11 protein-coding genes and 1 pseudogene are annotated in these 12,462 nt (G+C 54.8%); all 12 read left to right on the forward strand.

Translation table 11 applies throughout. From position 1 onward, the window contains the following. The first annotated feature begins 242 nt into the window (after window positions 1-242). The 12 genes and pseudogenes from J1782_RS06725 (at window position 243) to J1782_RS06775 (ending at window position 12,099) form a co-directional block, all read left to right on the forward strand. A complete protein-coding gene (locus J1782_RS06725) occupies window positions 243-434 on the forward strand; it encodes a DUF4762 family protein (protein ID WP_104922336.1) in 192 nt (63 codons plus the stop codon). Window positions 435-612: 178 nt separating this feature from the next. Continuing rightward, on the forward strand, window positions 613-1,293 hold the full coding sequence (locus J1782_RS06730; RefSeq protein WP_217152698.1) for a DsbA family protein: 681 nt from the start codon (window positions 613-615) through the stop codon (window positions 1,291-1,293). Further along, entirely contained in the window at window positions 1,293-2,240 is a 948-nt protein-coding gene (locus J1782_RS06735; RefSeq protein WP_152325868.1) for an ABC transporter, read from the forward strand. The genes J1782_RS06730 and J1782_RS06735 overlap by 1 nt, the downstream gene beginning before the upstream one ends. Before the next feature lie 57 nt (window positions 2,241-2,297). Continuing rightward, a complete protein-coding gene (locus J1782_RS06740; protein WP_217152699.1) occupies window positions 2,298-4,445 on the forward strand; it encodes a peptidase domain-containing ABC transporter in 2,148 nt (715 codons plus the stop codon). After that, on the forward strand, window positions 4,445-5,635 hold the full coding sequence (locus J1782_RS06745) for an efflux RND transporter periplasmic adaptor subunit (protein ID WP_217152700.1): 1,191 nt from the start codon (window positions 4,445-4,447) through the stop codon (window positions 5,633-5,635). Before J1782_RS06740 ends, J1782_RS06745 begins: the two co-directional genes overlap by 1 nt. Next, window positions 5,628-7,088: pseudogene (locus J1782_RS06750) on the forward strand (ABC transporter permease); the annotation flags it as partial. The gene J1782_RS06745 and the pseudogene J1782_RS06750, both read left to right, overlap by 8 nt. A gap of 168 nt (window positions 7,089-7,256) precedes the next feature. Beyond that, on the forward strand, window positions 7,257-7,574 hold the full coding sequence (locus tag J1782_RS26540; protein ID WP_371819746.1) for an FtsX-like permease family protein: 318 nt from the start codon (window positions 7,257-7,259) through the stop codon (window positions 7,572-7,574). Next, complete coding sequence (locus J1782_RS06755; RefSeq protein WP_217152702.1) at window positions 7,571-8,956, forward strand: efflux transporter outer membrane subunit; 1,386 nt, start codon at window positions 7,571-7,573, stop codon at window positions 8,954-8,956. Before J1782_RS26540 ends, J1782_RS06755 begins: the two co-directional genes overlap by 4 nt. A 3-nt stretch (window positions 8,957-8,959) precedes the next feature. Then, complete coding sequence (locus J1782_RS06760; RefSeq protein WP_217152703.1) at window positions 8,960-10,231, forward strand: beta-ketoacyl synthase; 1,272 nt, start codon at window positions 8,960-8,962, stop codon at window positions 10,229-10,231. Further along, window positions 10,231-11,043 (forward strand): MaoC/PaaZ C-terminal domain-containing protein, encoded by an 813-nt coding sequence (locus J1782_RS06765; RefSeq protein WP_217152704.1) that lies wholly within the window; start codon window positions 10,231-10,233, stop codon window positions 11,041-11,043. The genes J1782_RS06760 and J1782_RS06765 overlap by 1 nt, the downstream gene beginning before the upstream one ends. A gap of 69 nt (window positions 11,044-11,112) precedes the next feature. Next, window positions 11,113-11,361: an acyl carrier protein gene (locus tag J1782_RS06770; protein ID WP_152325875.1), complete on the forward strand. Its 249-nt coding sequence runs from the start codon at window positions 11,113-11,115 to the stop codon at window positions 11,359-11,361. Window positions 11,362-11,364: 3 nt separating this feature from the next. Next, on the forward strand, window positions 11,365-12,099 hold the full coding sequence (locus J1782_RS06775; protein ID WP_217152705.1) for an SDR family NAD(P)-dependent oxidoreductase: 735 nt from the start codon (window positions 11,365-11,367) through the stop codon (window positions 12,097-12,099). The last annotated feature ends 363 nt before the right edge of the window (window positions 12,100-12,462 follow it).

Below are 12,462 nucleotides of genomic sequence, written 5' to 3' on the forward strand. Positions count from 1 at the left end.
GGTAAATATTGGGCAGAAAGTTGCCTTTGTGGTGTATTGCCCAATTAAAAAACCGTCGCTACAATACGCCGCATTCGCCACTGAACTGACGGGAAATAATAATTCCATCAGGCGGTTGTGAATTATGGAAATATATAAATGTATTTTCTATGCCGGGCAAAAACTGTTTTTTATAAACATTATGTTTATAAAGTGAGTCACGCTCAATTAACTCTTAACAGGTACTTAAATAAGGATATCACATGAAAAAGATCAACATGACTGAAGCAAGCACAATCGTTGGCGGCACCACGACTTGCGTTAACAGCTTCGAACTGAACCTGGTGGGTAATGCCACAGTTTGTAACGCTGTTAAAACGTGTACTGACAAAAACGGCGTTGTGACTAAAACCTTTACTGCTGCTGCAATCATCAACTGCGGTAGCGTAGGCTGAGAGTAAATATTCTCTCTGTAAGTTGGAATAAATCCAGGTAGTCATATTTATTCTGACCGGGCGTTGTATTGCAGTAATACAACGCCCACCTGGCTCCTGTGAAATAATCACAACTGAAGGTATTTATTAACAGGGAGCCGTCAAAGCATTGCGTTAATTTTCAGGATGAAAGCCTCCCATGAAAAAAAGAATACTCCCCATTCTGGCTTATACCGTTTTTGTTGCGGTTATTTCAGCGCTTATTACTACCGCCTGGTTCCATTATTTCGTCTTAAACCAGAATAGCGACAGTCCGGAAGAACAGCAGGTTCTGACTTCCCTGAGCGCCGGCAAATTATCAAAAAGTCCGATCCAAGACGGGCAGGATATTATCGAAATTTTCTCTTACGGCTGTCATTTCTGCGCGCTGAATGAAAAGAACGTAGAAGCGCTGGAAAAGCGAATGCCGGAAGGTAAAAAGCTGGTGCGCCTGCATTTCAGCCTCGACAACCAGGGCGGGCTGGCACGCTTTGCGCCGGTATTTGCGACACTTAAGGTCATGGGCATTGAAGAGTCGCACCGCGAGAGTGCTTATGAGGCCGTGCTCAAAAACAAAATTGATTTAGGTGATGCAGAGAAACGCACTGCATGGCTTCAGGAAAACAAGATCAGCGTTGATGAATATAATAAAGTCAGCCAGACACCTGAAGTGAAAGAACTGCTGGATTACATGACGAAAGTCACTCAGTACTACGATATTAATGCCACGCCGATCTTTATTGTGAATAAAAAATGGGTTGCTATTCAGGATCGCGAGTTCCCGGCGTTCTCTGATAATTTGCTGTCATTATTAGAGCATGACAAGGCGCTGGAGAAATAATGAAATTCTTCGCCCTGTGGTGCGCTCTGTTTTGGAAAAACCTGTCGGTCAGGCTGATGTGGTTTTTCTATAAACTCCGGCTTATCGGTTACAGGGCGCATTGTTTATTATTTCGTCACATTGATTACCGTATTATTTTTGGTTTGTCACGGTTCGGGCGCTTTCTGGGGCTGACGCCACGCCCGGTTAAACTGCGTGCTGCGGTCGCCCATTCAAACAGGAAGTGCCTGCTTGATGATAAAAAGACGTTTAATTATATCTGGCAAACCCGGCGTCGCGAGCTGCTGATTCAGGCGGTGACGTACGGGCAAAGCCGCCGTGCGTTGCGCGAACTGGCAGCCTGTTCGGCGGCGCTGAATGCGGTGGTTGAGCCGTTGCAGCGCGCCGGGCAGCCGGTCATTCTGGCGCCGCTGCACATGGTGTCAGACGTGCTTTCCACCATGGTGGGCGCGGCGGCGTATCCGGGAAAAGCAACGGTCATCACATCAAGAAGCGCCAATGCGCATGATGAAGCTGAACGGCAGCTGGGCGGTGTCGATCTGACCTACTGTTCAATTCATGACAATAACAAAACCCTGGCGGGCAACATGATGACGTCGGTAATGGAAGCGGCTGAGAATAAGCGAAATATTATTCTCTTTCCTGACATTACACCTGATTTCACCAACTTTGCGAGCAAGGATAAAAGCGAAAAGTTTCCGTGCCGGATATTTGGACGTCCGGCCCATCTGCACAGCGGAATTATTCGTCTGGCAAGAATGATGTCGGCACAGGTCGTTTTTTATCACCTTTATTACGATAAAGGATTGAAAATAGCGGTGCATGACCCGGTGCCGGCCAAAAAGCTAAAAACCGAAATGCCGGGAATTATTGAACGAAGTATAAGCGAACATTCCACTGACTGGATGCTGTGGCATTCACACTCACTCTTTTTTATTAATGAATAAACCAAAGTGCGTGCAGGGATATTACTGATAAGAATAGGATGTTGAGGTCGTTTGTTTATGGATAATATTATTCCCAGACTGGTTTATCAGGCTGAAACCAATGAATGTGCGCTGGCCTGTATTTCCATGCTGGCCGAAACGCAGGGCATCGACGCGCCGCTCGATGTGCTGCGTGAACGTTTCCCCGCATCAGCGCATGGCACTGCGCTGTCCACGCTTTGCGACATTTTAAATGAACTGTCGATCCCTGCGTATCCTGTCGCCTTCGATCTGGAAGAGTTGTCCGAACTGCCGCTGCCGGCGATTTTGCACTACGGCGCGAGTCACTATGTCCTGCTGGCTTACCGGCAGGGCAGTTACGTCTGCGTTATGAACCCGGCGATTGGCGAACAGCTTTTGCCGGTAGCAGCGCTGAAATCTGAAATCAGCGGCTATGCGCTGGTGCTCGATAAAGACGGAGCAACGGCAAAAACCGTCCCTGAAAAGGTGAAGAAAACCCGCCGTTTCCGTGCGCTCGAATGCATGAGCCTGAAAGAAACCGCGGGTATTCCGGGCATTTACAGCCTGATGATGCTGGCATTTCTGGTGTCCCTGACGCTGTTTATCATGCCGGTGATGGTCAGCAGCGCCATCAATAATGTGTTCACGTCCGGCGGGAAAACCGATTTCCCTTACTTCTACTATCTGCTGGCCTTCGTGATTTCCACGCTGCTGGCTTTTGCCGTGCGCAGCGTGACCGAGCGGTTCATCAAGCGCTTCGTAGTGATGCAAAGTGTCAGCGGTTTTTCGCGGCTGATGATGAATTCCCTGGCCTATTTTGAGAAACGCAGCCCCGGCGAAATCTACAGCCGTTTCTCTAACTGGCAACTGGCCGCCGCCCGAAAAATCGAGCTGGACAATGGCCTGCGTGTGAACTGGATTGTCGGCGCAATCGCGCTCGGCGTGATGTGTTACATCAGCCCGATGCTGGCCGCCATTTCTGCCGTGGGCGTCACCCTGATGGGGCTGGTCAGCGTCTGGGCGATTTTCCGCGATCGTTTTTACACCCAGCAAATTCAGGTAAAAAGCGCCGAGCAGAGTGATTTCCTGCTCGAAACCATCCAGGGTTTTGCCACGATAAAATCGGCAGGGCTGAGCAGCCAGCGTCAGGGCGTTTTTGCCGGATACGCGCTGTCGCTGTTTGACTGCCGCCAGAAGCAGAACGTTTACGAACAGGTCAAAAGCAGTCTGTATCAGCTGATCGGCAGCCTCGAGATGGTGTTTTTCATGCTGCTGGCGCTGCCGCTGCTGAAAGATAACCTGATTTCTCTCGGTGAGTTTTTCGCCTACAGCTTTGTTCGCCAGATTTTTACCGCGTACATCACGCAGATTTTCTTCTCCGTTTTGCAGAAAAATCAGCTGCACGTCATCGATACCCGCGCGAAGGATTTGTTTCCGTCCGCGCCGGTCAGTGAAGAAGGGCACAGCGAGACGCTGCCGCCGGTGGCGCATTTCAATGAGCAACTGACTTACCGCGATATCTGCTTTGCCTATGAACCCGGCAAACCGGTGCTGGAAAACCTGTCGGTGGTACTGCGTCGCGGCGAAGCGCTGGCGATCGTCGGACAAAGCGGCGCGGGCAAAAGCACGTTGCTGAAAGTGATCACCGGGCTGATTGAACCGCAGTCAGGCGAAATTCTGGCAGACGGTCAGCGGGTGAGCAGCCGTCAGGCGCAGAAACTGTTCTTCCTGCAAAGCCAGGAGGACATCCTGTTCAATGCCTCAGTTCTTCAAAACATCACGCTGTTTGATCCGCATTTCGATGCACAAAAACAGCTGCGCGTTGATCAGGCTTTTCAGGGGCTGAACCTGAAAGACGTCATAGACCGTCTGCCGGGGAAACAAAATGCGCTGATCCGCGAAAGTCATCCGGCGTTATCCCTCGGCCAGCGGCAGCGCCTGATGCTGGCGCGTGCGATGTACAGCAATTGTCCGGTGCTGGTACTGGACGAACCGACGGCGAATCTGGATGAAGTCACCGCGTTGCAGGTCATGCACACCCTGATCGAACATTGCCGCCAGTATCAGAAAACGCTCATCACCGTCACGCACAGCGAAACCACCCTGACGATGTTTGACCGCATTTGCCGGATGGACCAGCGTCGCGTGGAATCTTACGGTACCGCGGCTGGCAGCCGCCGGATCCCTCAGGGAGAAGAAGCGTGATGTCCGGATTAAAAAAAATAAATGCGCTGCCGGTCAGAAAGCGCAGGGCGGTTTTTGCGCTGGCCGGCGCGCTGGTGATTGTTCTGGTCGTCGCCGGTTTCTTGCTCTGGCAGGCGCTGAACCGCACCGAAGTTCCGCTGGTGACGGAAGAAGTCAGCCGCGGCGACATCGAAAAAACGGTGCTGGCCACCGGCATCCTCAAGCCGTCCGTGCAGGTCAACGTGGGCGCGCAGGTTAACGGTCAGCTTAAGAAACTGTACGTCCGTGCGGGTGACAAGGTGACGAAAGGCCAGCTGCTGGCCGAAATCGACCCGACCTTACAGCAAAGCGAACTGCGTAAATCCGAAGCCGAACTGGACAGCGCCGTGGCGCAGAAACAGGCGTCACTTTTTACCCTCAAACAATACCAGCTGGAGCTGAAACGCCAGCAGAAGATGGACAGTGAAGGTTCCGGGATACGCAGCACGCTGGAGCAGGCGCAGGCTAAAGTCGATACGCAGGTGGCGCAGGTCAAAGTGAATGAAGCGCAGATTGTGCAGGCACAGATGTCGCTGGAAACGGCGAAAGCCAATCTCGGCTATACGCGTATCCTCGCGCCGGTTGACGGTCAGGTTCTGGGCATTGTCACCAAGGAAGGGCAAACCGTAGTGTCCTCACAAACTGCACCGACCATTCTGGTGCTGGCGAATGTCGATACCATGACCGTACAGACCCGTATTTCAGAAACGGACATTCTGAAAGTTCACGCCGGACAACCGCTGTGGTTCTACGTGGTGGCAGATCCGAAACATCGTTATGAAAGTGTGATGGGTACCTTGCAGGACGCACCGAATGACGCTTTGCAAGACGATACCGCCAGCACAACGTCATCACAACAACCGTCTGCCGTCTATTACAACGGCGTTTTCAGCGTGCCCAATCACGACCATGTGCTGCGCACATCGATGACGGCTCAGGTGTTTATTGTCACTGAGCAGGCCAAAAACGTGCTGCGTCTGCCGGTTGTCGCGCTCGGCGAACCGCAGGGGAAAGACCAGTATCAGGTGCAGGTCGTGAACGGGAAAAACGTTGAACAACGCCTGATCCGCGTCGGGATTAATGACCGCCAGTTTGCGGAAGTTAAAGAAGGGCTGAAGGAAGGCGAACGCGTCGTGGCGTTGCAGGGCAGTTCAGGAGCCGTCAATGGCTGATTCTCCGTTAATCGAGCTTGAGCATATTTACCGGCATTTTGGCACAGGAAATGCGGCCGTTACCGTGCTTAAAGATATTTCCCTGCGCGTGCATGCCGGGGAAATGCTGGCCATCATCGGCGCATCGGGTTCCGGTAAATCCACGCTGATGAACATTCTGGGCTGCCTGGATAAACCGTCAGAAGGCAGCATGCGCATTATGGATGTGCCCACGGGCGTGGCCAGCAACGAACAGCTGGCGCAGCTGCGCAGCCAGTACATCGGTTTTATTTTCCAGCGTTATCACCTGATGCCGTATCTGACGGCAACGGAAAACGTCGCCATACCGGCGCTTTACACCGATATGCCTGCGGCTGAACGTGAGAGCCGCGCGACACATTTGCTGACGCGCCTCGGGCTGGGCAGTCGTCTGGATTATCGTCCGGCGCAACTTTCCGGTGGCCAGCAGCAGCGCGTGAGTATTGCCCGTGCACTGATGAACGGCGCGCAGATTATTCTCGCGGATGAGCCGACGGGCGCTCTGGACAGCAGCAGCGGGCAGGAGCTGATGGCGATTTTGCACGGTCTGCATCAGGCCGGGCATACCCTCATCATCGTGACGCACGACCGCAATATCGCCCGCCAGTGCCAGCGCATTGTGGAGATCCACGACGGGGCGATTATTGCCGACAGCGATAATCCGGTGGCTGAACAGGGGCAACCGCAGGGCTTACCGGCGACCACCGCAACGGGCCGTTCACCGGCCTGGCAGGGCATCAAAGAAGCCGTGCGTATGGCGTGGCGATCGCTGCTCGGACACCGCGTCCGCGCGTTCTTGTCCATGCTGGGCATCATTATCGGCATCTCGTCGGTTGTCTCTTCCATGGCGGTCGGCGAGGGCGCCCGGCAGAGCATTTTGAGTCAGATCAGCCAGCTCGGCACCAGCACCATCGAAATTCAGCCCGGTCTGGGCTGGGATAAACCGCGTCCGGATTTTGAACGTTCGCTGACGCTGGACGACGTTGAGTTGCTCGGCCGTCAGCCTTTTATCGACAGCCTGTCGCCGGTGGTCAGTAAAACGGTCATCGCGATACGCGGCGGTCGGCAGGTGCTGGTTTCGTTGTCCGGCGTCAGCAACGGTTTTTTCCGCGTGCAGGGGCTGAATTTTGCGTCGGGAAATCATTTTACCCGCCGTGACCTCGACGACCGCGAGCCGGTCGTCATCATCGATCAGAGTGTGCGCAGCACGCTGTTTCCCGGCGGCGAAGATCCGATGGGCGAGATTGTTCAGCTTTCCGGCGTGCCTTACCGCGTGATTGGCGTGGCGGACAGAAAAGGCCCGAAATACATCGGCGAGCAGCTGAGTTCCTGGATCCCTTATACGTCGCTGATGGAACGCATGTCCGGGGATACGCCCCTGCAATCGATCACGCTACGTATTGCCGACAATTTCCCGATTGAGGATGCGCAGAAAGACGTTGAGCGGTTGCTGGATTCTGCGCACGGGAAACGCGATTTCTTCACGATGACCAATGATCAGATGACCAAAACGATCCGCAAAACGTCGGAATCTATGACGCTGCTGATCACTGCCATTGCCGGGATTTCCCTGCTGGTCGGCGGCGTCGGGGTGATGAATATCATGCTGGTGTCGGTCACAGAGCGTACGCATGAAATTGGTATCCGCCTTTCCGTGGGCGCACGCCCGGCGGACATCATGCGGCAATTCCTGATTGAGGCGATGGTGATTTGTACGCTCGGCGGGCTGATTGGTATTGCGGGCTCCGGCCTTGCCGGGCTGATTTTTTCTCAGGTTACGCAGGAATTCACCATGATTTTCACCTGGCCGCCTATTTTGCTGGCTTGCGGATTCTCCGCGCTTATCGGGCTGGGGTTCGGCTTTTTCCCGGCACGGAATGCCGCCCGTCTGCACCCGACGGAGGCGCTGGCACGCGAATGAACAAACTGACTCTTATCGCCGTCACGCTGATGTTGAGCGGCTGCGGGCAACTGCTTAAAAGCGATTACCAGAGGCCCATGCTCTCTGTGCCTGACGCCTGGCGCTTTCAGGAAACGGGATCCGCCTACGCGAAATTCACACCGCACTGGTGGGATAACTTTGACGATCCGCAGTTGTCGCGGGTGATCAATGCCGCGCTGCAAAGTAATAACGATCTGGCGCTTGCCGGGATCAAACTTAAACAGGCGCGGCTGACTGCCGGATTGTCGGATACCAATCTGACGCCAGATTTCACGGCGAACGCGTCGGCCAGCAATACCAAAAATATGCGCAAGTCCACCACGCCGGTGGAAAGTTATGCCAACGGGCTGTCGGCGTCGTATGAGCTGGATTTGTGGGGAAAACTGGCGCGAACCCGTGAGCAGTCGGACTGGCTGGCGAAAGCGTCTGCCGAAGATTTGCAGGCGACCGCGCTCACGCTGATTGGCAACACGGCTCAGCTTTACTGGCAGATTGCCAGCCTGAATCAGCAGATCACGACATTGCAGCAAAGCGTGAGGATCGCGCAGGAGACGCTGAAGATGGTCACCTCCCGTTTCAGTGCGGGTGATCTCGGTCAGCTGGATTATTTGCAGGCGCAGCAAACGGTACTGACGCGGGAAAACAGCCTGCGGGATCTGATCCAGCAGCGCGAAGAATCGCGCAATGCGCTGGCGATTTTGCTTAACCGGCCCGCCGGACAGTTTGCCGCTGAACGCCGTTCGCTGGATTTCCACCAGACCGTACCGGTCGCCAGCCGCTTGCCGGTTGAGGTGATCGCCAGAAGGCCGGATGTGCAGTCATCCGAAATGAGTTTACGCGCCGCGCTGGCGGGGTCTGATGTTTCGCGGCTGAGTTTTTATCCGTCGCTCTCGCTGAACGGATCGCTGAATGCAGGCGCGGCGGTGTTCCGGCAGTGGTTCAGCAATCCGGCACGTACGCTGGGCACGGCGCTCGATTTGCCGTTTATCCAGTGGAACAAAGTGCAGATGACGGTGGAACAGTCCGGGCTGGATGTGCAGACCGCCGCAATCCAGTTCCGCAGCACTGTTTACAGCGCGTTGCAGGATGTGGATAACGCCCAGTCGCAACGCCAGACGTATCAGCAGCAAAAACAGAGTCAGTTGCAGAATCTGGAACTGAGTCGTCAGCGGCTGACGCTGGTAGACAGCCAGTACCGCAACGGGTCGGTGACCTTTCAGACATTACTCGATGCGCAGGATTCGCTGCTGGACAGCGAAAATACGCTGATCACCACCCAATACAATTATCTCTACTCCACCATGAAACTCTGGCTGGCGCTGGGCGGCGGGGAAGACAACACAATGAATCAGAAAGGATAAGTAATGGAAAAGGAACTGTCTGAACGCGCTAACGCCCCGCGTCGGGTCGTGGTGACCGGTTACGGCGCCGTCACGCCGCTGGGCATGAATGCCGCAGAAAGCTGGGCGGCGATCATGGCGTACAAACCGGGTTATCAGTACTGCGACAAATCGGCGGCCGGAATTAAATCGCGCTTCTACGGGCTGATTGAAAACGAGCCGGTATTAAAAAATGTACCGGCGGCCATCCGCCGCCGCCTGCCGCGTTATGCACGTCTGACACTCGCGTCGGCGCAAGAAGCCATGAAAATGGCCTTCGGTGATGAACATCCGGAACAGCATTATGACCTGCTGGACTGCGGCGCAATTATGGGCACCGGCTGGGCGGGGCAGGATGAAACGCAGGTGCATTACGACGATTTTCTGCGTACCGGTATGGGTTCGCCGTTTGGCTGTTTCTTCTCGATGCCAAGTTCTGCCACGGCGGCGGTCAGCCTGCTGTGGGGGCTGCGTGGCTATCAGAATACGACAATCGCGGCCTGTGCCACTGGCACCATGGCGGTCGGCGATGCGTTTGAACTGATCCGCAACGGGCGGGCAAAAATGATGCTCGCCGGGGCGGGGGAATCGCTCCGCTCGGATTCGGCGGTCTGGAATATCGACGTACTTGGCGCGCTGGCCAGCGAACAGGAAGAAATCACCCGCGCCTGCTGCCCGTTCAGCCTCGACCGCAACGGGTTTGTGCTCAGCGAAGGCGCGGCGGTGCTGTGTCTGGAAGATCGCGAAACCGCGCTGGCGCGGGGCGCGACTATCCTCGGCGAGATTTGCGGATACGGAAATTTCTCGGACGCCTTTGACTTTACCGCACCGGCAGCCGACAAAATTGCGCGGGTGCAGACCATCCGGCATGCGCTGGATCAGGCGGGCATCGCGGCCAGCCAGCTCGATTACATCAACGCGCACGGCACGTCCACGCCGCTTAACGATCTCAACGAAACCGAAGCGATCAAAATGGCGCTGGGCGATGAAGTGGCTTACGCCACGCCGTGTTCGAGCACCAAATCCTATACCGGTCATCTTATTGGCGCGGCGGGCAGTTTTGAAACCATCGTCTGTCTCCAGGCGCTGGCGCACCAGATTATGCCGGCGACCTGCAATCTGAATAACCCGGATCCGGCGTGCGATCTGGATTACATCCCGAACCAGCATCGTCCGGCGCAGATGAAAACCACCCTGAACCTGAGCTTTGGTTTTGGCGGGGCGAACGCGGCGCTGGTAATCAGCCGGGGGCAATAATGTCGTTTATTTACAGCCTGCGCGATGCCAAAACGTGGGCGAAGTTTTCCGGTGATTACAACCCGATTCATTTTGATCACGCCGAAGCTAAACGGCTGGGGCTGGACGGTTTATGCGTTCACGGCATGCGCGCGATGCTCGATATCAAAACGGCGCTGAGCGCCCGGATGGAAAACGATGCGTCCGGCGCGGACGGTTTCAGTTTCGTCAGCCGCCTGCGCGAACCGGTGCTTTGCGATGAGCCGTATCAGCTGGCGCTGAGTGAAACGGTGCGCCGGGGACGTATGCAGATAAGCGGCAAGCTGCTGGGCAAAGAGGCCTCCGCGCAGGCCAGTATCAGCAGCAAACTGACCGGCACCGGTGGCGTAAATTTAGCGCCGGTGACGCAGACGTTTTCACTTTCTGCGCAAACCCTGAGGTCGTTTTATCAGGATTTCCCGCACGGGGGAAAACCGGTGGCGGTCTGGAATTTTATGGACGCGGTGCTGTTTCGCCAGATGGTTCAGTCGTCCGGCACGCTCGACACCGTGCGCAGTATTTTGCCGGAAGTCAGGGCAACCTGCCTGAGCGAAGTTTTCAGCCAGGTTCAGGTGGTGCAAACGCATCATGAGACCCGTTTTTCACGTTCGCTGCTGGCGGCGGGCACAGAAACGGCGTGCTGCGAAGCCTTCGATTACGCCGTGCTGCCGACGCTGGTGACCGGCGATAAGCATTCGGGGCTGATTTTGCTCGCCAGCCTCCAGGCATGGCGCGGCGAGGAACCGCGCATGACGGTGACCGTAACTCTCAAAACCGGGCCGCTGACGGCCTGAATAAAAACACTGATTCATTATTCAATCTTTGAACACACACAATAACATAATGATATTAAAGGACTAAAAATGGCTCAATACGATGAAGTTTATGAAAAAGTCAGCGAGATGCTGTGCGATGCGAAAGATCTGGAACCTGATGCCTTAGCGCCTGACTCGCCGCTTCACCAGCTCAAGCTGGACAGTCTGGATTATGTTGAGCTGATGGTGCTGGCGAAAAAGGAATTTGGCGTGTCGGTGGAAGCCGAATTGTTCGTCAATAATCCGCAAATTTCGCTGCGCGAATTGTGCCAGTACCTCAGCGATAACAGTAAATAAGCCATGAAGGATAAATGGATCCTCGTGACCGGCGGAAGCCGTGGCATCGGTCGTGCCACGGTGATGCGGCTGGCAAAAGACTGGAATGTCGTTTTCACCTGGCAGAACAGCCAAAAGGAAAGCGATGAGCTGGAGCAGGCATGTGCCGGATTGCCGGTTTCGGTAGAAGGGCATCAGTGCGATGGCCGCGATGAACAGGCGGTGGCGGCGTTGTCCGCTGAGCTGCTGGCGCGTCTGGGCGCACCGCATGCGGTAGTTCACAATGCCGGGATTACGCTTGATGCGTTGCATATTCATCAGACCCGCGAAAACTGGCACAAAGTGATGGATACCAACCTGAATGCCATCTTCTACTGGAACCAGCAGTTACTGGAACCGATGATGTTGCAGGGAGGCGGATCGGTGGTGATGATGTCATCCGTCACCGGCATTAAAGGCAACAGCGGCCAGACGGCGTATGCCGCCACCAAAGCCGCGATGATCGGCGTCAGCCGGACGCTGTCCATCGAGCTGGGGCGTTTCGGCATTCGGGTTAACTGCCTGTTGCCGGGTTATATCCGCACGGAAATTCTCGATACCGTGCCGAAAGACGTGTTGTCGGGGATCCGTAAAACGATTCCGCTCAAACGTTTTGGTCAGCCGGAAGAAGTGGCTGGCGCGGTATCCTGGCTGGTCAGTGATGACAGTGCCTATATGACCGGCCAGACGCTGGTTCTGGACGGCGGTCTTTCCGCCTGAGTTTTTCTCCGCCTGTTTCCGCTGTGTAATCAGGACGCTCTGCGTCCTGATTTTGTTTGATTTCCCGTCCACGTCTTGCCGCTCTCTGTCAGATTTCCCTCTGCCTTGCCACATTCTGTCCATTGCGTGATCAGCGACCTCCATTTGTTAGCCTGTTTGTTTGCACAATGAAAAATAAATGTTCACACAATGAAAAACCCCCGAATAAGGCTAAGAAAATTCCTTACCGCTTACAGCGTTTTTTTCGCCAATAAAACCTGATAAAAAACAGACAAATATGTAAGTTTTTAGGATGTTTTTTAGCGATTAATCATTCAAAGCTATCGGTAAGACCGGTAAATTCCTTATATTCCCGTGCGGTTT

The organism is Rahnella sp. BCC 1045, assembly GCF_019049615.1.
Classification (GTDB): domain Bacteria; phylum Pseudomonadota; class Gammaproteobacteria; order Enterobacterales; family Enterobacteriaceae; genus Rahnella; species Rahnella contaminans.